The following is a 25,024-nucleotide window of genomic DNA, read 5'->3' as shown; positions in this document are numbered from 1 at the left end:
GGCCTCTTCAGCTTTCGAGGGATGCCAGCAGCCGTCGCAGCGACGCGTCCAGAACGTCGAGGTCCTCGCCGAGTGGCGACAGCAGCTTCGCGACGTTCGCCGTGTGCTCGGTCATCGCGGCGTCGACAACCTCGAACCCGCGCTCGGTCAGCGTGACCCGGAAGCTGCGCCGGTCTTCGGGATCCAGCGCCCGCTCGACCAGCCCCGCCGACTCGAGCCTGTCGATCCTGCTGGTCATCCCGGCCCTGGACATCATCAGCGTCGCGGAAAGCTCGGACGGGATCAGCGTGTACGGCTTCCCGGACCGCCTGAGCGCCGCGAGCACGTCGAACTCCCCCTGCTTCAAGCCGTGCTTAGCGAACACGGCTTCCACCATGGGAGTGGTCAGCATCGCCACGCGGCCGAGGCGCCCGGCGACCCCGATCGCGGTCAAGTCCAGCTCCGGCCGTTCGCGCCGCCACGCGCCGACGACCGCGTCGATCGCGTCCGTGTTCCGTTCTTCGCTCACGGACGTAGTCTATTCGACGGAAGATAGTTTGACAGCGAACTATCAGCGGTGGAACCATCTCGGGCATGACCCAGCGCATCGAAACCCGTGAACCCGTCCTCGTCCGCGCCGCCGAAGCCGAGACCGTCGGCGCGGCCCCCACCCTTGTCACGCTGCTCGCCGACGTCTCGACCACAGGCGGAGCCCTGAGCAGCGCGCGAACACGGTTAGGCGTCGGCGCGGATGGAGCGGCGCCGCACTACCACACCGGCTCCTCCGAGATGTTCTTCATGCTCGGCGGGAAGCTGGAAGTCCTTGTGGGAGAAGAGATCGTCACTATTTCCGAGGGCGACATGCTGGTCGTCCCGCCACTGACCACGCACGCTTTCCGCGCGGCGGTCGACTCGGCGGCGGACGTCCTCATCGTGTTCGTCCCAGGCGTGGAACGGTTCGGCTACTTCCGCCTGCTGGAGAAGGTCGGACATGGCGAGGCGACCGTCCAGGATCTCTTGGACAGCCAGGAAAAGTCCGACAACCACTTCGTCGAGAGTCCGGTGTGGACGGAGAGTGCGAAGTCCCGTCAGTAACCGCGCGGCGGGTACCCCGGCGGCGGATATCCCTGGGGCGGATACCCGGGCTGCGGGTACTGCGGTGGTGGGTACTGCTGCGGCGGATATTGCGGCGGCGGATACCCCTGATGCTGCGGCGGATACGGCTGCTGTCCGTACTGCGGCGGAGGCGGGTATTGCTGCGGATAGCCGGGGTTCTGCGGCGGGTACGGCTGGTGCGGGTACTGAGGTTGCTGCGGAGGTGGCGGCGCGGCAGGCTGGCCGCCGCCGAGGTGGAACGGCAACAGCGACACCAGCTGCGCGAGACGCCCCAGCGTCGAGAGAACGTCATCCGGCTTGGTCCGGCCGAAGGTCGGATTCTCGACGTAGACCAGTTCCGCGCCCACCAGCGACCAAGTGTGCAGTTTCAGGGACCGCATGGTGGCGGCGACCTGCGGCGTGAGCACGCCGATCGCGACGTTCGGGTCGGTGTCGATCAGCTTGTACCAGCGGTTGAACTTCCGGTCCGCGGTGGCGGGCTCCGGGTATTGCTCGACGTCCCAGGCGGATTCGATGCTCGACACGATCTGGAAGTTCGGCATCGGGGCGGGCAGGGTGACGACCCAGACCGTGTCGATCGAGATCGTGTCGAGCTCGTTGACCTTCTTGTTGGTCCACCGCGTGTGCACGCTCGTGACCGTCGGGCGGCGGTGGTAGTCGAAAACGCTGAACCGCAGCCCTTGGTACGCGCCACTCAGCGCGCCGAACGCCATCCGCTTGTCACCGCGCTGGTTGAACGGCAGCACCGTCCACCGTTCCAGCATGTTCGGCGCGTCCGGGCTGAACTCCCACCCGTACTGGCCGGACATCGCGTAGCGCTCGGCGTTCGTCGCCTCGATACGCCTGGCTTCGTTCGTCTCCATGACCGGCCGGGCTATTCGGAGTACGTCGCCGTCACCGGCGCGTGGTCGGACCAGCGCCGGTCGTAGGACTCGGCGCGCTCGACCACGACGGAAGTGCACCGCTCGGCCAGGCCGGGGGTAGCGATCTGGCAGTCGATGCGCCAGCCGGTGTCGTTGTCGAACGCCTTCCCGCGGTACGACCACCAGGTGTACGGGCCGGGGCCTTCCGGGTCGAGCTTGCGCTGCACGTCGACGTAGCCGGCCTCGCTGAACACGCGGCCGAGCCACTCCCGCTCCTCCGGCAGGAAGCCCGAGCTCTTCTGGTTTCCGCGCCAGTTCTTCAGGTCGATCTTGTCGTAGGCGATGTTCCAGTCGCCCACGACTACGACCTCGCGGCCGCCGGCCTCGGCCTTGGCGCGCAGGTCGACGAGGTACGGCAGGAACGCCGCCATGAAGCGCTCCTTTTCGTCCTGGCGTGGGGTCCCGACGTCACCGCTGGGCAGGTACAGGCTCGCGACCACGACGTTCGGCAGGTGGATCTCGGCGTAGCGGCCGCTGTCCTCGAATTCGGGCTCGCCGAAGCCGATGCGGACCTCTTCCGGCTCCGCCCGGCTGAACAGCATGACGCCGTTGCGCCCCTTCTGCGCCGACGGCGCGTGCACCACGTGCCAGCCTTCGGGCGCGGCGGCACCGGCCGGCAGCTCCTTGAGCTCGGCCCGGACCTCCTGGCAGGCGACGACATCGGCTTTCGTCGAGCCCAGCCACTCGACGAAGCCCTTTTTCGCGGCGGCACGGAGGCCGTTGACATTCACAGTGGAGACGGTCAGCACCCTCCGCACGCTACCCGGGGGGTCCGACAGAATCGGCACTGGGAGACTGCGCGCATGAGCGAGCTGACCGTGCTGGGCAGCTGCGGCGCCTGGCCGGAACCCGGCCGGGCCTGCGCCGGCTTCCTGCTGGTCCACGAGGGTTTCAAAGTCGTGCTCGACCTCGGCTACGGCGCCGCGTCACGGCTGTTCGAACACTGCCCGGACGGCCGGGTCGACGCGGTGGTGGTGACGCACGAGCATCCCGATCATTGCGCCGATGTGAGCGCGCTCGGCCGGGCTCGCGCCTACGGGCTGCCGGACGAGCCGAGGATCCCGCTGCACTGCACTCCGGGAACGGTGCGCCGGCTCGAAGCGCTCGAGCCGCGGCCGCATCCGACGACGATCTTCGACGTGCTCGAACTCGGTCCGCCGCGTGAGGTCGGGCCGTTCCGGATGACCACGTTCCTGCTTCCGCACCACGTGCCGAACTACGGCGTCCGCTTGGCCGCTTCCGGACTCACCGTCGCGTACACCGGCGACAGCGGACCGAGCCCGATCCTCGCGGAACTGGCGCGCGACGCCGACCTCGTCATCGCCGACGCCACGCTTCAGGGCCCGTCGCCCGACGTGACGCCGCGTCTGGTGTCGACGGCGGGCGAGGCCGGGTACTGGGCCGAGCGCGGCGGCGCCCGGCGGCTGCTGCTGACCCACTTCTGGCCCGGTTCCGACCGCGCGATCTCGGTGGCCGAAGCGCGGGAAGCGTTCAGCGGGGAGGTACTGGCGGCCGAGGAGGGCACCCACCTGCGTTTAGCGGGCTAATCGCGATCCGCAGGCGCACTTGCGTTTAGCGGGCTAAACGCGATCCCGCAGGTCAGAGCACCCCACCTGCGTTTCGCGGGCTAAACGCGATCCCCCAGGTCAGAGGCCACTTGCGTTTCGCGGGCTAAACGCGAAACCGCAGGTCAAGGGCCACATTTCGCGCCGTCCACCGGGGGCGCGAACTCGACCGAGACCCACTTGCCCTCGGCGATCTTGCGGAAGCCGTTCTCGACCACCGGCTGCGCGTCGATCTTCGTGTCCTTGACGTACTTGCCGACGATCTTCTGCCCGCCGGGCGCGTCGCGCGCGTTGAGAACGTCGGCGGTCACGACGACCTGGCAACCGGTCGGGCTCGACGCGCTCGACTCCCTGTCCTGTCCCGAGATGGCGACGACGACGATCAGCGCCAGTCCGCCGCCGATGAACAACATCGGTTTCGAGATGGCCATGGTGGTCACTCCTCGAACAAGGGAATCGTTTTCCGTCCGGTCCAGAGTGGCAGAAGCCGGGGCGGCCGCCCAGATCCCGGATTGCCAACCACCCGGAGGCGCCAACCGAACGGCCTTCGTACTACCGACCGTCACAACGCGAAAGGCCCCCTTCCACAAGCGGAAGGGGGCCTTCAGGCGCTTAAGCGACTCAGCCCTGGGCGATCTTCTTGGCCAGGTTGGTGTCCAGCGTCGCGAGGAACTCCTCGGTGGTCTGGAACGGCTGGTCCTTGCCCACGAGCAGGGCGAGGTCCTTGGTCATCTTGCCGCTCTCGACGGTCTCGATGACGACCTGCTCCAGCTTGTTCGCGAAGCCGATCAGCTCCGGGTTCGAGTCCAGCTTGCCGCGGTGCTCGAGGCCACGGGTCCACGCGTAGATGGACGCGATCGGGTTGGTCGAGGTCGGCTTGCCCTGCTGGTGCTGGCGGTAGTGCCGGGTCACCGTGCCGTGCGCGGCCTCGGCCTCGACGGTCTTGCCGTCCGGGGTGCGCAGCACCGAGGTCATCAGGCCCAGCGAGCCGAAGCCCTGCGCGACCGTGTCGGACTGCACGTCACCGTCGTAGTTCTTGCACGCCCAGACGTAGCCGCCCTCCCACTTGAGCGCCGCGGCGACCATGTCGTCGATGAGGCGGTGCTCGTAGGTGATGCCCTTGGCGTCGAAGTCGGTCTTGAACTCCGCGTCGAAGATCTCCTGGAACACGTCCTTGAACATGCCGTCGTAGGCCTTGAGGATCGTGTTCTTGGTCGACAGGTAGACCGGCATCTCGCGGTCCAGGCCGTACTGCAGCGAGGCGCGCGCGAAGTCCTCGATGGACTTGCGGTAGTTGTACATACCGATGGCGACGCCGCCGCCCTCGGGGTACTGCGCGACCTCGAACTCCATCGGCTGCGAGCCGTCGGCCGGGGTGTAGGTCAGCGTCAGGGTGCCCGGGCCGGGGACCTTGAAGTCGGTGGCCTTGTACTGGTCACCGTGGGCGTGACGGCCGATGATGATCGGCTTCGTCCAGCCGGGGACCAGCCGCGGGATGTTGTTGATGATGATCGGCTCGCGGAAGACGACGCCGCCGAGGATGTTGCGGATGGTGCCGTTCGGGCTCCGCCACATCTTCTTCAGGCCGAACTCCTCGACCCGCGCCTCGTCCGGCGTGATCGTGGCGCACTTGACGCCGACGCCGTGCTTCTTGATCGCGTTGGCCGAGTCGATGGTGATCTGGTCGTCGGTGCGGTCCCGCTCCTCGATGCCCAGGTCGTAGTACTCGAGGTTGAGGTCCAGGTAGGGGTGGACCAGCTTGTCCTTGATGAACTGCCAAATGATGCGGGTCATCTCATCGCCGTCGAGCTCGACGACGGTGCCCTGGACCTTGATCTTGGCCATGAGCAGCGGTGCTCCTTCCGCGGATCTTCGCGTTCTACTTCAGTCTCTCCGGTAGCGGTACAAGCGTACTGCTTAACGGTGCTGGATGGTTCCAGTAGTGGTCGGTATCAAGTCTCCACGAGGCGGATGTGTCCGACGTCACCCGGTCGCACGACGGCCATCCGGCCGTCACGGGAACGACGGCGACCGCGTCATCATCGAACAACACTCCTCCGCCGGCCCACCGGAAAGGGCGATCCCATGTCGACCAACCCCTACGCCGTGCCTCCGTACGAGCAGCCTCAGGCACCGGAGCCCTACGCCCAGCCTAGGCAAAACGGGCGCGCGGTGCCCCGGGTGATCAGCGGGCTGGGCGGTGTCCTGCTCACGCCGGTCGCGCTCGGCCTGACCATCTACGGCGGCTCACTGCTCCAGCGGGGATTCTCGCGTTCCTTGTCCATCACCGAGGATCCGCTCGGCATCGTCCTCCTGTTCCTGGGCGGCCTGCTCTTGCTCGGCGTCGCGTTCCTCGGGGCGCTGTCCGGACTCGGGCCGGTGCTGGGCGGACTGGTGTGGGGTGTGCTGCCAGGCGTGGCGTTCCTCCTGAGTCCGCGCGACGTCATGAGCCTCATCTACGACGTCGGCGGCAGCGGCCTCGGCGTCGGCCTGGTGACCTGGCTGGTGATGGGCGCGCTGGTCGGGAGCGGTTTCCTGCTCATCGGGGCCGGTCTGGTCGGCACCCTCTCGCGGCGCCGCTCAAGTCGCGTTTAGCGGGCTAAACGCGATCGGCGGAGATCGAAGTGAACCGGAGGGGGCTCGCGTCCGTAGTCCGGGGCAGGGAGGTGACCCGCCGATGTCATCGCACCGGTACGCCGCGGAGTACGACGACGAGGACTACCAGGAGTACGGGGAGTACGAGCAACCCGAAAACCCGCGAGATCCGCGAAGGCCGTACGAGGACGTCGAGTCGTACGAACCGTACGAGCCCTTCGACGACGACCTGAGCCCCGAAGACACGCGCGCCGGCCGAGGCGTGCGTCGCGTCCTCAGCGGTGCGGGTGGCCTCATCCTGACGCCGGTCGCCCTCGGCCTGCTGGCCTGGGGCGGCTTGCGGCAGCAGATGCTCGTCCAGGCGACGCTCAGCACCCAGCGTGACGTCCTCAGTATCGGCCTCCTCGTCGGCGGCGGGATCCTGCTGCTGTCGGTCGGGCTGCTCGGCGCGCTCTCGGCGACCGGCCCGATCCTCGGCGGCCTGGTCTGGGGTGTCGCCCCCGGCGTGGCGACGATCGCGGTCCCGGAATGGGGCTTCCGGCTGGTGAAGTACCTGCCGCAGAACGACGTCACCTACGGCGTCACGAGCTGGCTGTTCATCGGCGGGCTGCTCGCGACGGGTTTCCTCCTGATCGGCGCGGGCCTCGCGTCGAGACTCGCCCGGCGGCGCCGCTGAGCGTGCTGGGACCATCGGCGCATGGGTCTGTTCACCGTTCCCGAAGCCCGCGCCGAGCTCGCCCGGCTACGCCCCGTGCTCGACGAGTTGATCCGCCTCCGCGCCGACGCGGCCGAGCTCGCCGCTTCCCTGCGCCCCGGCGGCCGCGAGACCTCGCTCGGCGGGATGCCGGAATGGAAGGCCGCGCAGGCCCGGCTGGACGACCTGATGACCACCGTCCAGCGGACGGGCGCGGAGCTGAAGGGATTCGCCCCGCTCCTGATCGACTTCCCCGCCGAGCTCGACGGCGTCGACGTCCTGCTCTGCTGGCTCGAAGGTGATCCGGAACTGGCCTGGTATCACCGCACCGACCTCGGTTTCGCCGGACGCCGCCGCCTGCCGGATAGGGTCGCCGTCGTGAGCGAAGAGATCGCGGCCGGGCTGTTCGACGGCATCGCCGCGCACTACGACGAAGACACCTTTCACGGCCTGGTCGCCGACGCGCTCGTCGACGGCCTCGGCTGCACGGCGCCCGAGCGCGTTCTCGACGTCGCGACCGGGACCGGGGTGGCCGCGTTCGCCGCGCTGCGGCTGGACCCGGGCGAAGTGCTCGCGATCGACATCTCGCCGGGCATGATCGCCCAGGCCGAGACGAAGGCGACGACGCACGATCCCGGCAAGCGCATCACCTGGCAGGTCGCTTCCGCGGTTCCGTCGCCGGTGGAAGACGAGGGCGCGGACGCCGTGCTGTGCGCGTCTTCGCTGCACTTCCTCGGCGCGGCCGCGCTCCGCGACTGGCTGCGGGCGCTGCGCCCGGGCGGCAGGGTGGGCTTCAGCCTGCCGCTCGCGTCGGCGTTCCGGCCGTCGGAGGCGTTCGCCGCCATCGTCCCCACCGACCTGAAGCTGCCGGAGACCGAGGACGACGCGGCGGAACTGGCCTCCGAAGCCGGCTTCACCGAGGTGACCGTGAAACGTCTCGACGTCGAGACCGAGGATCGGGTCCGGTCGGTGTTCGTGGTGCACGCGACCAGGCCCTGATCCTTACAGCGGCGCGAAGAACGGCACGCACTTCGGCGCGGGAGCGTTCTCCGGATCGAGCGCCTTGAGGATCAGGCTCGTCACGTTCGGGTCGATCGCCTGGCTCAGATGCCCGGAAACGTCGGCGCCACAACGGTCCTGCAGCACGATGTCGGTCGCGCCCGGCTCGTCCAGCACACCGCTGGTGTACGGCGTGACCACTCGATCGTGGCGGCTCACGATGCTCGTGTAGGTCGGCCCCGGCACGGTCACGCCGTCGCGGGCCAGATCGTCGAGGAACGCCGACGGCGCCAGGTATTCGCGGCACGCCCCGCACACACCATCGGCGAGGAGATCGATCCCTGGCAGCGACAGCACGGCCCTGGCCAGCTCGGAAAAGCCGTTGAGCGTCGTGCCCTTGAAGTTCGAGCCGAAGCCGACGAAATGCTTCACCTTCTCCGCGCCTCCCTCGAATTTGAGGTAGTACGCGGGCATCGTCGTGCCCTCGGAATGCCCGACGATGTCGACCTTGTCCGCGCCGGTGCTCGCTCGCACCCGGTCGACGAACGCGCCGAGTTCGACGGCGCTCTTCCGCATCGAGGCGAGCCCGCCGAACAACTGTCCACCCAGGACGGTGGCGCCGTAGGTCAGCGAATAGACGCAGTAACCGGCGTCCTTGAGCTTCGGCGCGTGGTGGAACCAGTTGGTCGTCGCGTTCCCGCCGAGGCCGTGCACCAGCACCACGGGCTCGGGATGGCTCGCACTCGGCCGGCACGACCAGTCGTTCCAGCCGCTGGACGGCGCCGCGTTCGCCGCCGCCGGAACGGCGATCGTGAACGTCAAGGCCGCGATCAGCGTGGTGAGGATCCGAGCCCGCATACCCGCCTCCGGTTACTCGTCAGTATGGGATGCGAGTCATCATGCGTCACAAACCGACGACCTGAACCAGGAGAAAGACCAGACTTACCCGCCAGTTCTTAGGACTGATCACAAAGGGAGCAGGACTCGGCGTTCGATCGGGCTGGACATGACGATCGACGTCGTCGTGGCGCCCAGCACGGAAAGGTCCTCCAGTAGCTCTTCCAGATGACTGGTGTCGCGCACGGCGATCTTCAGGATCCAGCAGTCCTCGCCCACCACGTGGTGGAGTTCGAGGATCTCCGGCCGGTCCATGATCTTCCGCGTCCGCGGGTGCCGGACGGTGAACCCGCTGTGCGGCGCCATCCGCACGAACGCCCGCAGCCCCAGCCCGATCCCGGTCGGCGAAACCAGCGCCGCGTAGCCGGTGATCGTGCCGTCGGCTTCGAGCCGTTTGACGCGCTCGCCGACCGCGGCGGGGCTCAGCGAAACACGTCGCCCGAGCTCACTCAGGGTGATCCGGCCTTCCTCCTGGAGGAGTTCGAGGAGTCGTCGGTCGATCACGTCCAGTGAACTTTCAGCGAAACTCCGATTCGACCGAGATTCTTTCAGCGATTCCGCCGTTTCACCCATGTTCTCCCCTTCAACCACCCGGATGGCCACCGTAACACTGGTGGACATGAAGAAAGTGCTCGTTCTCGGCGGAAGCCGGTACTTCGGCCGCGGGGTGGTCGAGCGGCTGCGCGACGCCGGCGCGGACGTCACCGTCCTCAATCGCGGGTCCGCGCCTGCTCCGGACGGCGTCGCCCACATGATCGCGGACCGCGACGACGAAGCCGGACTGAAGGCCGCGCTGGGTTCCCGCTCCTTCGACGTCGTCCTCGACCAGGTCTGCTACACACCGGTCCAGGCGGAGATCGCGAGCCGCGTGTTCCGCGCGGACCGCTACGTGATGACGTCCACGATCGAGGTCTACGACCAGGTCCGGACGGAGACGCCGATGACCGAATCGCTGGTCTCCCCCGTGCCGGTCGACCTCGGGGCGGCTTCGTACGACTACGGCGAAGGCAAGCGACAGGCCGAGACGGTCTTCGCGGCGGCGGACACGCCGTTCGCTTCGGTGCGCGTCGCGCACGTCCTCGGCGGCGAGGATTTCACCGGGCGGCTACGCCATTACGTCGAACGGCTGGACGCGGGGGACGCCGTGGACGTCCACGCGGAACCGCGGCCGTCGACGTTCATCCACGCGAGGGAGATCGCGGACTTCCTGACCTGGGCGACGCTCGCGGACTTCACCGGGCCGGTCAACGCCGGCTCGCACGGCGAACTGTCGGTGCTCGATCTCGCCGCCGCCATCAGCACGAAGCCCCGGTTCCGGGTCGTCGAGCGGGACGCCTCACCGTTCTCCTTCGACCGGTACGCCGTCCTGGACACCTCGCGCGCGACCGGCCTCGGTTTCTCCTTCTCCACCACCACCGATTGGCTCGGCGAAGCCATCGAAGACGTCAGAAAGGCTTGACCTACATGCGTTACCGCAGCATCGGAGACGTCGAAGTGAGCGCGATCGGCCTGGGCGCGATGCCCCTGTCGATCGAGGGCCGCCCGGATCGCGACCGCGCGATCGCCACCATCCACGCCGCGCTCGACGCCGGTGTCACGCTGATCGACACGGCCGACTCCTACCACTGGCACGCGGGCGAAATCGGGCACAACGAGGAGCTGATCGCCGCCGCGCTGGCCGTCCGCGGCGACTCGGACGGGGTGCTCGTCGCGACCAAGGGCGGTCGTGGCCGTCCCGGTGACGGTTCGTGGACCGTCACCGGAACTCCCGAGCACCTCAGGAACGCCTGCGAAGGCTCGCTGAAGCGGCTCGGCGTCGACGCCATCGGGCTCTACCAGCTGCACAAGCCCGACGCGAACGTGCCGTGGGCGGAGTCCGTCGGCGCGATCAAGGAGCTGGCCGACGAAGGCAAGATCCGCCTCGCCGGGATCTCCAACGTCTCCCGCGCGCAGATCCTCGAAGCGCGAGCCATCCTCGGCGAGACCCTGGTTTCGGTGCAGAACGAGCACGCGCCCGCGCAGCTCGCGCACGAACCGGAACTGGCCCTGTGCACCGAACTCGGGCTCGCGTACCTGCCGTGGGGCCCCCTTCGCGGCATCGACGGGGAGTTCCTTGCCGTGGCCGAAGAACTCGGGGTCAGCCCGCAACGGGTGTGCCTGGCCTGGCTGCTCGCGAAGTCGCCGTCGATGATCGCGATCCCCGGCTCGACGAGGCCAGCGACCATCCGCGATTCGGCGGCCGCGGCCGATCTGGTGCTCCCCGCCGAAATGCTGGCCCGCTTGCCGTGATCAGGCGCCGGCCACCAGCGCCACGCCAAGGCCGATCATCGTCGCGGCGACCAGACCGTCCAGTACCCGCCACGACGACGGCTTGCGGAAGAACCCGCTGAGCAGCCGCGCGCCGAAACCGAGCGCGAGGAACCAGATCACGCTGGCCGACACCGCGCCCACGCCGAACGCCCACCGGTCGCTGCCGTGCCCGGCCGCGATGGCGCCGAGCAGGAGGAGGGTGTCGAGGTAGACGTGCGGATTCAGCCAGGTGATCGCCAGCGTGGTCAGCACGATGCGGCGCAACGATCCGCCGGTCTCCGGGCCGCCGGTCTCCAGCTTCGACGGCTTGAACGCACGGCGGGCCGCGAGGGCGCCGTAGCAAAGCAGGAAGGCGCCGCCGATCAGCGCGACGATGGTCAGCGCTTCGGGTGACGTCCCGACCAGGGCACCGACCCCGCCGACGCCGAGGCTGACCAGGATGGCGTCGGAGAAGATGCAGATCAGCACCACGACGAGCACCGCTTCGCGCCGGATGCCCTGGCGCAGCACGAAGGCGTTCTGCGCGCCGATCGCGACGATGAGGGCCATGGTGGCGCCGAACCCGGCGACCGCGCTGAACAGAACGTCTCCCATACGACCAACACTAGGAAGCCGCTCGTCAACAGTACAGCTAAAGATTCTTACGTAAGATTAGCGTTCGTGATGACAGATCTGCCCCTCGACCTGGTCCGCACGCTGCTGGTCGTCGCCGACGAAGGCACGTTCGACGCGGCGGCCTCGGCACTGCACGTGACCCCGTCGGCGATCAGCCAGCGCGTCAAGGCGCTCGAACAGCGCACCGGCCGGGTCCTGCTGATCCGCACGAAACCGGTGCGCCTGACGGAATCCGGGCAGGCGGTGGTGCGGTTCGGCCGTCAGGTGGCGCTGCTGGAGGCCGACACCCGGGCCGAACTCGGCCTGACCACCGGCGACGAGCCGGTCCGGCTGACGATCGCGGTGAACGCCGATTCGCTGGCGACCTGGTTCCTGCCCGCCCTCACGCGGGTGCCGCCCGAGCAGAAGATCTGCTTCGAACTGCATCGCGAGGACCAGGACCACACCACGACCCTGCTGCGGGAGGGCCTGGTGATGGCCGCCGTGACGTCGTCACCCGATCCGGTCGCGGGATGTTCGGTCCACCGGCTCGGGCACATGCGCTACCTGGCCGTCGTGAGCCCGGCACTCGGCACGGACCTCGACCTCGCCGAAGCGCCCGTCGTCGTCTTCGACCGCCGTGACGACCTGCAAGACCGCTTCGCGCGCGAGCGCGGCACGATCGCGAGCCGGCTGCGGCACTACGTCCCGTCGTCCGAAGGGTTCTTCGACGCCGTCGCGGCCGGGATGGGCTGGGGCATGGTGCCGCTCGCGCAGATCGGCGACCGGCTGCGCGACGGCAGCTTCGTCTGCCTCGACCCCGACCACCCGATCGACGTACCGCTGTTCTGGCAGCAGTGGAAACTCGACTCCCCCGCGCTGGCGGCGGTCTCGGCCGCCATCACCACGGCGGCCGCGGACCTGCTGGTCGACCCACAAGGATGAGGACGCGCGGATCGGCCCGGTCGTGAGATCCTGGGCGCATGACGCGCGCATTGCACCTGGTCGGGGACGAGGAAGCGGACCGGCTGCTCACCGAAGACCCGTTCGCGCTGCTCGTCGGGATGCTCCTCGACCAGCAGTTCCCGATGGAACACGCGTTCCGCGGCCCGCAGAAGATCGCGGACCGGATGGACGGGTTCGACATCGGGAAGATCCACGCGATGGACACCGAAACCTTCGTCGAGCTGTGCGTGATCCCGCCCGCGATCCACCGCTACGGCGCCTCGATGGCCCGCCGCGTGAAGGATCTCGCGCAGCACGTCGTCGAGGTCTATGACGGAGACGCCTCCCGGATCTGGACGGCCGGACGCCCCAAGCCGGACGGCCCCGAAGTCCTCAAACGCCTCAAGGCGCTGCCCGGCTACGGCGACCAGAAGGCCGCGATCTTCCTCGCGTTGCTCGGCAAACAGCTCGGCGTGCAGCCCAAGGGCTGGCGCGCGGCCGCTGGCGCGTACGGCGACCGCGGCTCGCGGCGTTCGATCGCCGACGTCACCAACGCGAAGACCCTCGGCGAGGTGCGCGCGTTCAAGAAGGCGGCGAAGGCCGCCGCCAAGGCTCCTGCGGAGTAACTACTTCTTCCCGGCTCCCGGCCACGGTCCCGGTGTCTCGGCGGGCAGTTCGGCCTGCCCGACCTCGGTGCGGAACAGCCGGAAGCCGCGTGCCTGGTAGTTCTTGAGCGCGGCCGGGCCGTCCGTGGTGCAGGTGTGGACCGTGACGCGCCGCGTCGGCGTCTTGCCCGGCCAGCGCTCCGCGAGCGCCCACGCCTCCCGCAGCGCGACGGTCAGCAGGTGCCCGCCGACGCCCTTGCCGACGAACGACGACATCAGGCCGAAGTACGCGAGTTCGACTGTGCCATCAAGACCGCCGTCCACGCTGCCGTCAAGCTCGAAATAACCGCACGGCGTCCCCTGCGCGTAGGCCACCCAGGTCTCGACCCCCGGCCTGTCCAGCCACTCGACCCACTGCGCCCACGTCCAGCCGAGCCGGTCGATCCAGAACCAGTCGCCGCCGACGGCGGTGTAGAGGTAGCGGTTCAGTTCCGGGCTGGCCAGCTCGGCGCGGGTGACCGTCACCGGGACGGACGGCGGTTTCGCCGCGCTCAGCTCGTCCGGCGAGGTCTGTTCGAGGTGCCAGGTCGTGATCTCCATACGGCGATCATTTCAGCCAGACCCGCAGCGGACCCAGCGCCGTGTAGCCGTTGCGGAGGGCGGCGTCGAGATCCTCGCCGCGTTCGTAGCCGGTGATCGGCAAACCGGGGAAGCTGGCCGCGACGGCCGAGGTCGCGCCGCGCCAGGCCTCGTCCAGGTCGCCCTGAGTGTACAAATTGGACAGTCCCGCGAAGTCGCCGTCCCGGTTGGCCGTCACCCCGGCGGCACCGCTCGCCCACACGGCGACGGACGGGTCGTCGAAGGGGTCGGCGACCCGGGACCAGCCCGGTTCGAGCGGTGGCTCCGCCGTACAGGTGATCCAGGTGGCCTCGAAGAGCACCTCGAAACCCAGCGGCGCGAGATCAAGGCAGGCGAAGCTGTCCTTCACCGCGCAGCCCGGCGAGGTGTCGATCCCGTCCAGCACCTCCGCCGCCGTCGCGTCCGGGGTCAGGGTCATCGCGTCCGGATACAACGGCGGTGTCCGGCGGGCCGACTTCCAGACGCGGGCGGTGAAGGTGCCCGTCCGGCACACCGTGTCGCACCAGCGGGCGTTGACCCGTGCGGCGTCCGCTACACCCGCGCGAACCACAGCACGTCCGGTTCCCCTTGCGGCACCGGGATCTTCAGCTCCCGCACCTCACCGAACCGCGCCCGCAACCGCTTCCTGAACGACGGCACCGACTCGGCGCTCCACACCCCGAGCACGCCGCCGGGACGCAGCCGTTCGGCGAGCATGTCGAGCCCTTCGTCCCGGTAGAGCTTCGAGTTGCCGTCGGTGACCGTCCATTCAGGACCGTTGTCGATGTCGAGGCACAACGCGTCGAACCGTTCTTCCGTCCGGCGCAGCCACTTCACCAGATCGGCCTCGACGACGGTGACCCGTTCGTCGGACAGCGCGTCGTCGTGGACGTCCCGGAGCGGCCCCTCGCGGTTCCAGCCGATCACGGCGGGCTCGCGCTCGACGACCACGACCTCGCCGACACCGGGATGGTCCAGCGCGGCGCGCAGTGAATAGCCGACGCCGAGACCGCCGATCAGCATCCGTGCCTCGCCCGGCACCAGATCCGCCGCCACCGACACGAGCAACCGTTCGGATTCACCGTTCCGGGTGTCCATCAGGAAGACACCGTTGGCGATGACCTCGAAGTCGTCCCCTGCCCGGCGGAGCACCAATTCGCCGCTTTTCCCGGCGACTTTGTCGAGTACGTCGGTCATCCGGCCAGCTTATCGGCGACGGTCACAGCAGGCCCGCCAATTTGTACAGGACGAGGCTGCCGGCGACGGCGAGGTTGAGACTCGCGCCGGTGCCGACCATGGGAATTTCGACGACGGTGTCGAGAAGATCGAGCGCTTCCGGCGGAATGCCCTGCTGCTCGTGGCCGAGCACGGCGATCGTCCGGCCTCGCGGGCACGAGATCGGCGAGACGCACGGCCTCGTCGGCGAGTTCGACACCGACGATCGCCGTGCCCGCCGCCTTTTCCCGCGCCAGCCAGCCCGGCGGATCGTGCACCCAGTGCACACAAGCCGGACGGCGCAACGTGTTCCCCCGGCGCAGCGCCTCGGGCACCCACGGAAACCGCGGCACGGCGAGGCAGGCACCCACCGCGTCACAGGTTCGCAGCAGCGTGCCGAGGTTCGCTCCGTGCAATGGCCACAGCGGCGCGGCGACGAGATGTCCCCAGCAGGAGTGGGCTTTCCTTCTTCTGGCCGCACGCAGTTCCGACGGCGTGCGGACCCGGATCGACGGGCTCACCGGACGTGAGGCGTCGCGCCTCCAAGGATTTCGAGGATCATGCCGACACTGTAGCGAGATCACCCCGACGCTCCTAACCTTGAAGGCGTCGGAGGTGGTTCTCATGCAGGCGACCGTCGGAGACGAGATCCACGTGCACGGACGCACGGTGGGCTCGGCCGAACAACGCGGCGAGATCCTCGAGGTACGCGGTGAACACGGCGCCCCGCCGTATCTCGTCCGGTTCGCGGACGGACACGAAGGGCTGGTGTTCCCCGGCCCCGACTGCGAAGTCCAGTCGCGCGCCGAATAGACGTCATTCAGCGAATGCGGGCCGCTTCACGCGGTTCCGCCAGCCCGCCACGACCACGGCCGCGCCGAGCGCGGTCAGCACCGCCGCGACCTCGGGCAGCAGGAGCGGCCCGCCGCCGCTCAGCACCGCTCCCCCGACCACGCCGGAGAGGCCGACGCCGAGGTAGATCGCGGACGCGTTGAGCGAGAGGACGAGCCCGGCGTTCTGCTTGGACAGCTCGATCAGCCGGTGCTGGATCGGCGGATTGACCGACCAGGTGGCCAGGCCCCACAGGAAGAGGACGATCGCCGCGCCCGCGACGGTGGTCGCGATCAGCGGAAGCAGCGCGAGCACGACGGTGATCCCGCCGAACACGACCAGCAGCGGTCCCTTGGCGCCCCAGCGGTCGGCCGCGCGGCCGCCGAGGACGTTGCCGAGCGCGCCGCCCGCGCCGTAGACGAACAGCAGCAGGCTGACCGTCGTGCCGTGGACGCCGGCGGTGGCGGACAGGACCGGCGAGATGAAGGTGTAGACGGAGAACGCGGCGAGGCAGCCGAGCACGGTCGCGCCGAGCATGGCGAGGACGCGCGGATCCTTGGCGACGGTGAACCGTTCGGCCAGCCGGACCGGAGGTGGCGCCGGGACGGCGGGCAGGACCAGCCGGACCGCGACGGCGCCAAGGAGCGAGAAGACCGCGACGAGCGCGAAGACGGCCTGGTAGCCGACGCTCTGCGAAAGGACACTGCCGAGCGGGACGCCCAGGATCGTCGCGACGGTGAGCCCGCCGAAGACGAGCGCGACCGCGCGGCCCCGGCGTTCCGGCGAAGTGAGCTCGGCGGCGACGGCGCTCGCGGCCGGGGTGAAGACCGCCGCGCCGATCGCGGTGACGACCCGTGCGAGGAGCAGGGTCACGTAGCCGGGCGCGAGGGCGGCGAGGGCGTTGCCGACGGCGGTGACGACGAGCGCGGCGACCAGGAGCGTGCGCCGCTCCCAGCGGCCGGTGACCGCGGCGAACAGGGGTGAGCCGACCGCGTACGCGATGGCGAAGGCGGTGACCAGCTGGGCGGCGGCCGTCTCGGAGACCGCGAGCTCGCCGGTCAGCGCGGGCAGCAGCCCGGCGACGACGTAACCGCTGGTGCCGACCGCGAAGGTACCGAGCGCCAGCACCGCGGTCCTGGGTGGTGCGAAGGTCATGACTCCCCAGCTCCAGACCCCACAGATCGCGTTTAGCCCGCGAAACGCAGGTCGGCGCCGGATCGCGTTTAGCCCGCTAAAGGCGACATGGGGGTCGTTGTTCGATGGTTGCCGTAGTTCGATGGAGACCGTACTACGAACTCGCCGGAAGTTCGAGGGGCGTCGTACTATGGACGAATGGCCGCGACGCAGCAGTACGTCTATCCCGATCAGGACGAGATCCGGATCGAGGCGGTCCTCGCCGCACTCGCGGACCCGGTCCGCCTCGACATGGTCCGCCAGCTGGCCGAGCCCGGCACCGAGATCTCGTGCAGCGGATTCGACGTCGCCGTGACCAAGTCCACACTCACCCATCACCTGCGCACACTGCGCGAAGCGGGCATCATCATGGGCCGCCAGCAGGGCACCGCCCGCTACAACTCGTTGCGCCGCAACGATCTCGACGAGCTGTTCCCCGGCCTGCTCCAAGGGGTGCTCGCCGCCCGCCGCTGAGGGTGGCCAGCCTCACCCGAAACCGGGATGACAAAGGCACCCTCGATCGGTTGAACTGGACACAGGACAGCGGGGCCGCACACGCTGTCTTCTTTTGTGTCCGAGACCTAAATCGATTCAGCTCCCCATCCGCGACGCTGGGCGAGTAATCGTTTACTCACGTACGACCCTCGAAGGGAGAGCCGTGCCCGTCGCGCTGCTCGCGCTCGCCATCGGTGCCTTCGGCATCGGGACCACCGAATTCGTCATGATGGGCGTGCTGCCCGAAGCCGCCGCGGACTTCGACGTGTCGATCCCGTCCGCCGGGTACCTCATCTCCGGCTACGCCCTCGGCGTCGTCGTCGGCGCCCCGCTGCTCACCGCCGCCGCCGTCCGCCTGCCGCGCAAGACGATGCTGCTGGCGATGATGGGGCTGTTCACGCTCGGCAACGCCCTCTTCGCGCTCTCGCCGAACCAGGAGTTCGGTGTCGCGTTCCGCTTCCTCGCCGGCCTGCCGCACGGCGCGTTCTTCGGCGCCGGCGCGGTCGTCGCGTCCAGCCTGGCCAAGCCGGGCGAACGCGCGAAGGCCGTCTCGATGATGTTCATGGGCCTGACCCTGGCCAACGTCGTCGGCGTCCCGCTGGGCACGCTGCTCGGCCAGAAGGTCGGCTGGCGCGCGACCTTCGGCGTCGTCGCCGTGATCGGCCTGGTCGCCATGGCCGCGATCGCGAAACTGGTCCCCCACCAGGGCAAACCGGCCGAGCCGTCGCTGCGCGGCGAACTCGGCGCCTTCCGCCGCCCGCAGGTGTGGCTCGCGCTCGCGATCGTCACCTTCGGCCTCGGCGGCGTGTTCGCCTGCCTGTCCTACATCGCGCCGATGCTGACCGACGTCACCGGCTACTCGCCGTCCGACGTCACGCTGCTGCTGTCCCTGGCGGGCGTCGGCATGACCATCGGCAACTACCTCGGCGGCAGGCTCGCCGACAAGGCGCTGATGCCGAGCCTCTACGTCTCGCTGATCGCGCTCGCTTCGGTGCTGGCGATCTTCACCTTCACCGCGAACGGCAAGGTCGGCGCGGCGGTGACGATCTTCTTCGTCGGTCTCGCCGGCTTCATGATCGGCCCGATGATGCAGGCGCGGATCATGGAGAAGGCGGGCGGAACGCCGTCGCTGGTCTCCGCGGCCGTTCAGTCGGCGTTCAACATCGCGAACTCCATCGGCGCCTACCTCGGCGGTCTGGTGATCGCCGGCGGGCTCGGCCTGGTCGCGCCCAACTGGGTCGGCGCGTCGCTGGCCGTCCTGGGGCTCTCGCTGGCCGTGGTGTCCGGCGGGATGGACCGCCGCGAAGCCCGGCTCGCGCCCGCCATGGCTTCCTGAGCGCTCAATGCGCGTGAAGGCCCCCTTCCCTCGGCTGAGCCGAGGGAAGGGGGCCTTCACGCGCATCAGGACAGGGGCCCGCCGGTGATCGTGAGCGCGATGAACAGGATCAAGACGGAAAGCGCGCCGTAGGTCAGGACGTCGACCGGTTTGCCCCGGATCGCCAGCAGCCCGGCCTTCGCCTCGGGCAGTACCGCCCGCAGCAGCCCGGCGAGCAGCAGCGCGCCGCCGATCAGCGCGGCCCCCTGCCGCCAGTGGTACTGGCCGATCCGGAGGGCGGCGACCGCCACCACCAGCATCACCAGCAGGAACGGCAGGTGATGGAGCAGTGCCCCACGGTCACGCCGTTGTCCGGCCACCGCCATCAGTCCTCGTCCTTCAGGGTCTCGCGGGCGATTCGGTTCACTCGGTCAGTATCCCGGGTGAGTGACCCGGCACCAGGTCAGGGCGTCTTCCGGCGAGTCAATAGCGGCAAAACCCACATGCGGGGTGCACAGGAGCGCGGATACGGTCAAAATGTGACCGTGGCACAACCGACGACTCAGTTGAACGCGACCGAGCAGGACACCCTGGTCAAACAGATCGGCCTCGCCCTGCTGCGGGCCGCTCCGCGTGATTGGCGGAAGGTGACCGCCGAGTACCGAGCCGTCGGCAGGTACCACGAGATGACCGGGGAGATCATCACCGAGGACGGCACCTCACACGAATGGGTCGCGACGCACGACATCGCGACACTGTTCGGCAGACTCCGTGCCGGGATGTATCGCGACGGCCGCGGCACCTGGTTCAACGCCCGTTACCAGCTCGACCACCCGTCCAGCTACAACCTCGAGTACAACCGCGACGAGCCGCAGTGGCGTCTCGCGCCGCCGCCGCAGGCGCTCTCCGACGAGCTGCGCATGTTCCCCCGCTCCGAGGAGAACGTGCCCGAGTGGCTGATCCGGCGCATGTCCGGCCTGGGCCCCGAGCAGCCAGGACCGCATTTCCGCATCGCCCGCATCTTCGACACCATCGGCCCGGCCGGGCGTCCGGTGATCAACCGGCCCGACCTGGAGATCGAGGAGCAGGACAGGCTGCTCGAGTACCTCGACCACGCGCCGCTGGTGGTCACCGAACGCGGCTACGACATCGACCGGCTCGCCCAGACCCCCGAGGCCACCGTCCCGGTCGCCTTCCACAGCGACGGGCAGTGGATCTGGCCTGCCGCCGTGAACTTCTACCTGCGCCAGTACGGCGTCTCGCCGGAGCTCGACCTGATCGAGCACGTCCGGCAGAACGACTTCACGCTGCCCGAGGTCGACGGCCCGACACTGCAGGCCGCGGCGGGGTACCTCACCCGGGGGAATCAGCCCCCGCAGCAGCGCCCGAACGGCCCGGGTGGCCCCAACAACGGCGCGCCCGCAGGCCCGCCTCCGCAGGGTCCGCCGCAGAACGGCCCGGTGCCGCCGCAGCAGGCCGCGCCCGGCGCTCCCGCCGGCCCGCCGAACCAGGCCGCTCAGCCGCCCGTCCCGCCGCCACACCAGCAGGGTCCGGACCAGGCCGCGGTGGCCGCCGCTGCCGCCGCTCCGGTCGCCGCGGCGGCGGCCGTCCCGTCCGCCGAATCCACCGTCCCGGACCAGGCCGAGCAGGCCCAGCGGTACGAAGACGATTACGACACCCAGGACTACCAGGCGCAGGACTTCCACGAAGCCGCCGCCGAGCAGCAGTACGAAGACGGCTACGAAGAGCCGTACGCGTCCGAGCAGGACGCCTTCACCGACGAGGAGCGGCAGGGCACCGAGCCCGAGCCGCAGCTCGCCGACCCGGAGGCGACCACGTACGCACGGGCCCCGCAGGCCGGCGCCTACGAGCAGCCGCCGCTCAAGGAAGAACAGGACGCGTACGCCCGGCAGGAAGAAGACCAGCCGTACGCGCCGCCGGAAGAGGAGACGACCACCGGTTACACGCCGGTCGAGCAGGCCGACGCCGGCCCCGAGCTGCCCCTCCTCACGCACGACGCGGAGCCGGACGTGGCGCCCCCGCCGTCGGACACCGAGATCACGCAGGTCGACGGCCCGCCGCAGGAGCGGGGGACCTTTGCTACCGCCCCCGTACCCCACCCGGAGCCCGAGCCGCGGCGTGAGGAAGCGCCGCCGCGCCGCGCCGAGCACCCCGAGCCGGTGCTGAACGAGTTGCAGGCGAAGTTCGACGAACTCGACGTGCCCGGCGACGTCTACCGCATCGGCTCGCCCGCCGAGCACGGCTGGAGTGTCGAGCAGGTCGACGGTGGCGGCTGGCGCGTCGGCTGGTACGACGGGAAGCTGACGAATCCGGCGGTGTTCGGCGACGCCGAGGACGCGGCCGCGTTCATGCTCGGCAAGGTCCTGCTGAACCCGAACGGCGCTCCGCCGCCCGCGGAAGAGCCCGCCGCCGAAGAGGAACCGGTCGAGGAACCCGCTCCCGCGCCGCCCGTGATGGCGACGCTGTCCCCCGAGATCGCGACCGGTTCGCATCCGGTGCCGCCGCGGGAGTCGATCCCGGCACAGGAACAGACCGCGTTCACGACGGCCGAAGAGCTGCTCGGGGACGATTTGGACGACGAGCCCGCCCCCGCGCCGGTCCCGCCCGCGCCCCCGGCGCGGCCGAACCCGGTGCTCGCGAGCCCGCCGCCCGCGCCGCCGCGGCGCGAGCCGCCGGTGACGCCGCCTCCGGCGCCGCCGATGCGGCGCGAGGAACCGGCCCGTCCGGCCGCGGCGGCGAGCGCCGGGGCGCCGGACGCCAAGCAGAACTGGCCGATCTCGCCGCTCAACGGTGAGCCGCCGCTGACGCTGTTCCGCGGCAAGGAGCTGCGTGAGCTGCCCGCGGGCAGCGAGCTGGACCGCTTCGGCGGCCCGAACGGCAACCTGACCTACGCGGCCGGGACGCCGTTCGAGGAGCGCTCGCTCGTGCCGGAGTGGGTGAACCGGCCGTACCACGTCTACCGCGTGCAGCGTCCGCTCGAAGCCCTCGCCGGTGTCGCGATCCCGTGGTTCAACCAGCCCGGTGGCGGGTCCGCGTACCTGCTGCCGGCGTCCATCGAGGAACTGCTCGCCGAGGGCGACCTCATCGAGCTGGACCCGGGCGAACCGCCGATCGACTGAGCCCCCCAGGCGCTATGAACGGGCCGTTCCTGGCGAAATTCGCCAGGAACGGCCCGTTTCAGTGGATGACGAGACCGTGCGCGGCGGCGTAGGCGATCGCGGTCTCGGTGTCCACGTGGACCCCGGCGAGGTTCGCCTGCACCAGGCCGTTGGCGTCGAGCCGCGCGCCGCGCAGGTCCGCGCCGTCGAGCTTCGCGCCCGCCAGCCGGGCGCCGGTGAGGTCCGCGCCACGCAGGTCGGCGCCGGTCAGGTCAGCGTCGAGCAGGTTCGCCTCACGCAGCCGCAGGCCACCGAGGTCCACTTTGGACAATCGAGCCTTACTGAGCGACACCAGCGAGAGATCGCATTCGGTGAAGGCGATCTTCTGGAACCGGCAGTCCACAAAGGACGATCCAAGCATCGAGCAGGAGCTCCACCGCGTACTGGCCAGCACACTGCGGTCGAAGGTGCACGAGCGGAACGCCGACGCCTCGTGGCGCGAGCCTTCGAAGTCGACCTTGGTGAAGTCGCACTGATCGAAGGTGCAGCCCTGGGTGCGCAGCCCGCGCAGGTCGGCTTCGGTGAAATCACAGCCGACGAAACCGCGTTTTTCCCACCACTGCTCGGAAAGAACGGCTTCTCGGTAGTCCTCCGCGGTCTCGATCACCCGTCCAGGATCGCATACCCGCTCACGACCAGGTGATGCCGCCGAACAAGTCGCGCAGCTTCGCCGCCCGGAGCTCCGAAGACGCGGCGATCCAGCCGATCCGGCCGAGCAGATGGGCGCGGAAGTCCGGATGACCGGCCCGGTTCTGTTCCTCCGGGCCGGTGCGGACGCAGTTGTGGAGCACCGCGCGCAGGGCGTCGTAGTCGGCGCGTGTCGCGGCGGGCGCACTGTTGACCACCAGTCCCGCGACCCGTTGTCGCTGGTGCGCGGCGGCGATCGACGTCTTGTCGTCCCGGAGCCGGAAACCCTCGTCGGTCACGATCCGCCGGACCCCGGGCAGCAACCGGTGCAGTGGCAGGGAATCCCCGGAGAACGCCAGATCGTCGGCGTACCGCGTGTAGACCGCGCCCAGCGCACGGGCGAGGCCGTCGATCCGCCGGTCGAGATGGTGTGTGACGGCGTTCGCGACCGCGGGCGACGACGGCGCGCCCTGCGGAAGATGCGTGGCCGCCAGGTTGCTCAGCAGCCGCACGCGCGCCGGATCCCGCCGGCCGTCGGGCACGGTGGCGAGCACACCCGGCGGAACGGCCGTGGTGAGCACACCCGCCAGCGCCTCGGCCACGACGGACGGATAGCCGGCGAGGGCGAGCAACGCCGAGATCCGGCGCGCGGACACCGTCGGAAAGAACCCTTCGAGATCCATCCGGACCACGGTCTCCCGGCCGGCATGCGGTGCCGCGCACGACATCGGCGACCGGCCGCGCCGGAATCCGTGCGCGGCCTCGTGCACCGGCAGCGCGTCGACGACGTGCCGCACGATCCGGCGTTGCAGTTCGGCGATGCGCGGCTTCGGCCGCTCGATGAGCCGCACCCCGCCCGAAGCCGTCGGGATCCAGCGGTAGGTGTAGTGCCGGATCGGCCCGGCCGCACGCCTGTTCCAGCCCTTCGCGTCGGCGAACCACGACAGTTCGCCGGGGGTCAGGCCGAGCCCGGCGGCGCACTCGTCGAAGGTCGCCCAGCGGGCCACCTGGAACCGCCAGACCGGCGGCAGGGGTTCGAGGAGCGACGCGGAGGTGACTCTTTCTCCTGTCATCCGCGCGGACTCGCACGCGGAGCATGCCGCGCTCGCGCGGGGCGCCTTGTCTCGCTGACTTCGTACTCCCCGGGGTTGCCCCGGAGTGGGTGGTGATCCACCGGCTCACCTCCGCGTCGCGATCACCACCCTACCGAAATCAGCGGCTCGGGATGATCTCCGAGCTCGCCACGTAGTTCATGGCCTCGATGAACTTCGGGTCGTTCATCCGGCGCTCCATCTCCGGGTAGTCGAGGTCGACCACCCTGGTCTGGATCCACCAGAGGTTGCCGAACGGGTCGAGCACCCGGCCGACACGGTCGCCGAAGAAGAGTTCGGTCTGCTTCGTGACCTCTTTGGCGCCCGCCTCGATCGCCCGGCGCTGCGTCTCGATGCTGTCTTCGACATAGAGCCGCAAGTACGCCGGAGTGTCGACCCAGTGGTCCCGCGAGTCGAACAGCATGACGACCGAGTCGCCGATCCGGACCTCCGCGTGCCCGATCTTCCCGCCTTCGACGTACACCGGGTCGCCCAGCGGCTCGGCGTCGAAAACGCGCTTGAGGAAGTCGATCACGCCCGCGGTGTCACGCGAGATGATCCACGGGGTGACCGAGTGGTAGCCGTCGGGGATCGGGTTGGTCATCGGAGTTCTCCTCAGTCGTCGTGTGCGATGAGAAGAACGCTATGACCCTTATAGGTCAGATCATGTCCTAATGGGATTTCAGCAGGAAAGAAGGCTTCGTTTCCTGCCACTCCGGCATGTCCAGTGCGTTGAGCACCTCGACGATCCGCTTCTCCTCGTAGCGGAAATGCGTCTCCATGATCGCCGTGAGCCCGTCCAGTTCCCGTTGGATGTCGAGGATCTCGGCCTGGCTCGACCCGGGGCCGACATCGGCGACCAGCTCTTCGATCCGTTCGATGATCCCGGTCATGACCTCGTGGTCGTGCGCGAGCTCTTCGAGCGACGGCCGCAATTCGGGGAATTGCTCCGCCAGCACAAGGAAAGCGCCACCGTCCTCGCCGGTGTGATGCCTGGTCAGCGCGGAGCAGAAGGTGAGGCAATGAGCCCGGAGATCGCGCAGCCGCTCGGCCCGCCCGGCCGCGACCGACTCCAGATCGTCATGCAGCCTGGCCAGCTCTTTACGCAGCCAGTTGTGAACCTGAACGAGTTGATTTCCGAACGCCGTCAACCGGCCGTTCGTCCGAGAAGGGGTTTCCATGATTTCCCATGGTCCGGCGCCTCCATGCCCGCGACGGTCTCTTTGCCGGGTGCACTGCGACGCTGGAAACACTTCAG

At 69.3% G+C, this 25,024-nt stretch carries 31 protein-coding genes; 13 read left to right on the top strand and 18 right to left on the bottom strand.

Annotation, left to right across the window (positions count from 1 at the left end):
* Positions 1-7 precede the first annotated feature (7 nt).
* Positions 8-508 (bottom strand): MarR family winged helix-turn-helix transcriptional regulator, encoded by a 501-nt coding sequence (locus tag ACZ1DY_RS04805; protein ID WP_465483705.1) that lies wholly within the window; start codon positions 506-508, stop codon positions 8-10.
* A 65-nt stretch (positions 509-573) separates the two neighbouring features.
* Here ACZ1DY_RS04805 and ACZ1DY_RS04800 point away from each other — a divergent pair, with 65 nt between their 5' ends.
* The gene (locus tag ACZ1DY_RS04800; RefSeq protein WP_465483704.1) at positions 574-1,074 is read left to right on the top strand and encodes a cupin domain-containing protein; all 501 of its coding nucleotides are present in this window, start codon (positions 574-576) and stop codon (positions 1,072-1,074) included.
* On the opposite strand, the gene ACZ1DY_RS04795 is transcribed toward ACZ1DY_RS04800, so the two are convergent.
* Positions 1,068-1,958, bottom strand: coding sequence for a hypothetical protein (locus ACZ1DY_RS04795; RefSeq protein WP_465483703.1), 891 nt, complete (start codon positions 1,956-1,958; stop codon positions 1,068-1,070). The two genes, ACZ1DY_RS04800 and ACZ1DY_RS04795, sit on opposite strands and share 7 nt — an antisense overlap.
* Before the next feature lie 11 nt (positions 1,959-1,969).
* Positions 1,970-2,776 (bottom strand): exodeoxyribonuclease III, encoded by an 807-nt coding sequence (locus ACZ1DY_RS04790; protein ID WP_126735288.1) that lies wholly within the window; start codon positions 2,774-2,776, stop codon positions 1,970-1,972.
* A gap of 45 nt (positions 2,777-2,821) precedes the next feature.
* Between ACZ1DY_RS04790 and ACZ1DY_RS04785 the strand changes: the two genes are divergently transcribed.
* Positions 2,822-3,565 (top strand): MBL fold metallo-hydrolase, encoded by a 744-nt coding sequence (locus ACZ1DY_RS04785; RefSeq protein WP_465483702.1) that lies wholly within the window; start codon positions 2,822-2,824, stop codon positions 3,563-3,565.
* A 143-nt stretch (positions 3,566-3,708) separates the two neighbouring features.
* On the opposite strand, the gene ACZ1DY_RS04780 is transcribed toward ACZ1DY_RS04785, so the two are convergent.
* Both ACZ1DY_RS04780 and ACZ1DY_RS04775 read right to left on the bottom strand, forming a co-directional pair.
* Positions 3,709-4,014, bottom strand: a complete 306-nt coding sequence (locus ACZ1DY_RS04780) for an SH3 domain-containing protein (RefSeq protein WP_257489177.1) — start codon at positions 4,012-4,014, stop codon at positions 3,709-3,711.
* A 190-nt stretch (positions 4,015-4,204) separates the two neighbouring features.
* On the bottom strand, positions 4,205-5,428 hold the full coding sequence (locus ACZ1DY_RS04775; protein WP_007032065.1) for an NADP-dependent isocitrate dehydrogenase: 1,224 nt from the start codon (positions 5,426-5,428) through the stop codon (positions 4,205-4,207).
* A gap of 240 nt (positions 5,429-5,668) precedes the next feature.
* Here ACZ1DY_RS04775 and ACZ1DY_RS04770 point away from each other — a divergent pair, with 240 nt between their 5' ends.
* The 3 genes from ACZ1DY_RS04770 to ACZ1DY_RS04760 all read left to right on the top strand — a co-directional run bounded on the left by ACZ1DY_RS04770 (position 5,669) and on the right by ACZ1DY_RS04760 (position 7,871).
* Positions 5,669-6,178, top strand: coding sequence for a hypothetical protein (locus ACZ1DY_RS04770; protein ID WP_465483701.1), 510 nt, complete (start codon positions 5,669-5,671; stop codon positions 6,176-6,178).
* Between the two features lie 82 nt (positions 6,179-6,260).
* Positions 6,261-6,854: a hypothetical protein gene (locus ACZ1DY_RS04765; RefSeq protein WP_257489179.1), complete on the top strand. Its 594-nt coding sequence runs from the start codon at positions 6,261-6,263 to the stop codon at positions 6,852-6,854.
* Positions 6,855-6,875: 21 nt separating this feature from the next.
* A complete protein-coding gene (locus ACZ1DY_RS04760) occupies positions 6,876-7,871 on the top strand; it encodes a DUF2203 family protein (RefSeq protein ID WP_465483700.1) in 996 nt (331 codons plus the stop codon).
* A 3-nt stretch (positions 7,872-7,874) separates the two neighbouring features.
* Here the strand turns inward: ACZ1DY_RS04760 and ACZ1DY_RS04755 are convergent, their stop codons facing one another.
* The gene (locus tag ACZ1DY_RS04755; RefSeq protein WP_465483699.1) at positions 7,875-8,729 is read right to left on the bottom strand and encodes an alpha/beta fold hydrolase; all 855 of its coding nucleotides are present in this window, start codon (positions 8,727-8,729) and stop codon (positions 7,875-7,877) included.
* A 108-nt stretch (positions 8,730-8,837) separates the two neighbouring features.
* Complete coding sequence (locus tag ACZ1DY_RS04750) at positions 8,838-9,272, bottom strand: Lrp/AsnC family transcriptional regulator (RefSeq protein WP_257489182.1); 435 nt, start codon at positions 9,270-9,272, stop codon at positions 8,838-8,840.
* A gap of 115 nt (positions 9,273-9,387) precedes the next feature.
* Here ACZ1DY_RS04750 and ACZ1DY_RS04745 point away from each other — a divergent pair, with 115 nt between their 5' ends.
* Both ACZ1DY_RS04745 and ACZ1DY_RS04740 read left to right on the top strand, forming a co-directional pair.
* Positions 9,388-10,227, top strand: a complete 840-nt coding sequence (locus ACZ1DY_RS04745) for an NAD-dependent epimerase/dehydratase family protein (RefSeq protein WP_465483698.1) — start codon at positions 9,388-9,390, stop codon at positions 10,225-10,227.
* A gap of 5 nt (positions 10,228-10,232) precedes the next feature.
* Positions 10,233-11,057, top strand: a complete 825-nt coding sequence (locus ACZ1DY_RS04740; RefSeq protein ID WP_465483697.1) for an aldo/keto reductase — start codon at positions 10,233-10,235, stop codon at positions 11,055-11,057.
* Here ACZ1DY_RS04740 and ACZ1DY_RS04735 read toward each other — a convergent pair whose 3' ends face one another.
* On the bottom strand, positions 11,058-11,672 hold the full coding sequence (locus ACZ1DY_RS04735; protein WP_465483696.1) for a LysE/ArgO family amino acid transporter: 615 nt from the start codon (positions 11,670-11,672) through the stop codon (positions 11,058-11,060).
* Between the two features lie 66 nt (positions 11,673-11,738).
* On the opposite strand from ACZ1DY_RS04735, the gene ACZ1DY_RS04730 reads away from it, so the two are divergent.
* Both ACZ1DY_RS04730 and ACZ1DY_RS04725 read left to right on the top strand, forming a co-directional pair.
* Positions 11,739-12,617 carry a LysR family transcriptional regulator ArgP gene (locus tag ACZ1DY_RS04730; protein ID WP_465483695.1) on the top strand — a complete coding sequence of 293 codons (879 nt, stop codon included), beginning with the start codon at positions 11,739-11,741 and terminating at the stop codon, positions 12,615-12,617.
* A gap of 38 nt (positions 12,618-12,655) precedes the next feature.
* Positions 12,656-13,243, top strand: coding sequence for an HhH-GPD-type base excision DNA repair protein (locus ACZ1DY_RS04725; protein WP_126735314.1), 588 nt, complete (start codon positions 12,656-12,658; stop codon positions 13,241-13,243).
* Here ACZ1DY_RS04725 and ACZ1DY_RS04720 read toward each other — a convergent pair whose 3' ends face one another.
* From ACZ1DY_RS04720 to ACZ1DY_RS04705, 4 genes are read right to left on the bottom strand one after another with little or no spacing between them, the layout of a single operon-like run.
* Positions 13,244-13,822 (bottom strand): GNAT family N-acetyltransferase, encoded by a 579-nt coding sequence (locus ACZ1DY_RS04720; RefSeq protein ID WP_465483694.1) that lies wholly within the window; start codon positions 13,820-13,822, stop codon positions 13,244-13,246.
* A gap of 7 nt (positions 13,823-13,829) precedes the next feature.
* Positions 13,830-14,411 carry a hypothetical protein gene (locus ACZ1DY_RS04715; protein WP_465483693.1) on the bottom strand — a complete coding sequence of 194 codons (582 nt, stop codon included), beginning with the start codon at positions 14,409-14,411 and terminating at the stop codon, positions 13,830-13,832.
* Positions 14,393-15,037 (bottom strand): spermine/spermidine synthase domain-containing protein, encoded by a 645-nt coding sequence (locus tag ACZ1DY_RS04710; RefSeq protein WP_257489188.1) that lies wholly within the window; start codon positions 15,035-15,037, stop codon positions 14,393-14,395. Before ACZ1DY_RS04710 ends, ACZ1DY_RS04715 begins: the two co-directional genes overlap by 19 nt.
* Positions 15,038-15,059: 22 nt before the next feature.
* Entirely contained in the window at positions 15,060-15,275 is a 216-nt protein-coding gene (locus ACZ1DY_RS04705; RefSeq protein ID WP_465483692.1) for a TrmH family RNA methyltransferase, read from the bottom strand.
* Between the two features lie 404 nt (positions 15,276-15,679).
* Between ACZ1DY_RS04705 and ACZ1DY_RS04700 the strand changes: the two genes are divergently transcribed.
* Positions 15,680-15,868 carry a DUF1918 domain-containing protein gene (locus tag ACZ1DY_RS04700; RefSeq protein ID WP_126735321.1) on the top strand — a complete coding sequence of 63 codons (189 nt, stop codon included), beginning with the start codon at positions 15,680-15,682 and terminating at the stop codon, positions 15,866-15,868.
* 3 nt (positions 15,869-15,871) lie between these two features.
* Here ACZ1DY_RS04700 and ACZ1DY_RS04695 read toward each other — a convergent pair whose 3' ends face one another.
* Positions 15,872-17,041, bottom strand: coding sequence for an MFS transporter (locus ACZ1DY_RS04695; RefSeq protein ID WP_465483691.1), 1,170 nt, complete (start codon positions 17,039-17,041; stop codon positions 15,872-15,874).
* 177 nt (positions 17,042-17,218) lie between these two features.
* Here ACZ1DY_RS04695 and ACZ1DY_RS04690 point away from each other — a divergent pair, with 177 nt between their 5' ends.
* Together ACZ1DY_RS04690 and ACZ1DY_RS04685 are read left to right on the top strand one after the other, a co-directional pair.
* Positions 17,219-17,533, top strand: a complete 315-nt coding sequence (locus ACZ1DY_RS04690; protein WP_192747907.1) for an ArsR/SmtB family transcription factor — start codon at positions 17,219-17,221, stop codon at positions 17,531-17,533.
* A 184-nt stretch (positions 17,534-17,717) separates the two neighbouring features.
* Positions 17,718-18,890, top strand: coding sequence for an MFS transporter (locus ACZ1DY_RS04685; RefSeq protein ID WP_465483690.1), 1,173 nt, complete (start codon positions 17,718-17,720; stop codon positions 18,888-18,890).
* 65 nt (positions 18,891-18,955) lie between these two features.
* On the opposite strand, the gene ACZ1DY_RS04680 is transcribed toward ACZ1DY_RS04685, so the two are convergent.
* Positions 18,956-19,255 carry a DUF3017 domain-containing protein gene (locus ACZ1DY_RS04680; RefSeq protein WP_126735329.1) on the bottom strand — a complete coding sequence of 100 codons (300 nt, stop codon included), beginning with the start codon at positions 19,253-19,255 and terminating at the stop codon, positions 18,956-18,958.
* Positions 19,256-19,408: 153 nt separating this feature from the next.
* Here ACZ1DY_RS04680 and ACZ1DY_RS04675 point away from each other — a divergent pair, with 153 nt between their 5' ends.
* Positions 19,409-22,009, top strand: coding sequence for a TNT domain-containing protein (locus ACZ1DY_RS04675; RefSeq protein ID WP_465483689.1), 2,601 nt, complete (start codon positions 19,409-19,411; stop codon positions 22,007-22,009).
* Between the two features lie 58 nt (positions 22,010-22,067).
* Here the strand turns inward: ACZ1DY_RS04675 and ACZ1DY_RS04670 are convergent, their stop codons facing one another.
* The 4 genes from ACZ1DY_RS04670 to ACZ1DY_RS04655 all read right to left on the bottom strand — a co-directional run bounded on the left by ACZ1DY_RS04670 (position 22,068) and on the right by ACZ1DY_RS04655 (position 24,947).
* The gene (locus tag ACZ1DY_RS04670; RefSeq protein WP_465483688.1) at positions 22,068-22,655 is read right to left on the bottom strand and encodes a pentapeptide repeat-containing protein; all 588 of its coding nucleotides are present in this window, start codon (positions 22,653-22,655) and stop codon (positions 22,068-22,070) included.
* A 22-nt stretch (positions 22,656-22,677) separates the two neighbouring features.
* Positions 22,678-23,748, bottom strand: coding sequence for a reverse transcriptase family protein (locus tag ACZ1DY_RS04665; protein ID WP_257489194.1), 1,071 nt, complete (start codon positions 23,746-23,748; stop codon positions 22,678-22,680).
* Positions 23,749-23,887: 139 nt separating this feature from the next.
* Positions 23,888-24,370, bottom strand: a complete 483-nt coding sequence (locus ACZ1DY_RS04660) for a VOC family protein (RefSeq protein ID WP_465483687.1) — start codon at positions 24,368-24,370, stop codon at positions 23,888-23,890.
* Positions 24,371-24,437: 67 nt separating this feature from the next.
* Entirely contained in the window at positions 24,438-24,947 is a 510-nt protein-coding gene (locus ACZ1DY_RS04655) for a hemerythrin domain-containing protein (protein WP_257489196.1), read from the bottom strand.
* Positions 24,948-25,024 lie beyond the last annotated feature (77 nt).

This window comes from Amycolatopsis sp. PSD-21 (assembly GCF_055561455.1).
Note: the sequence above shows the minus strand (reverse complement) of the source record. Positions and strands in the feature narration are given on the sequence as shown.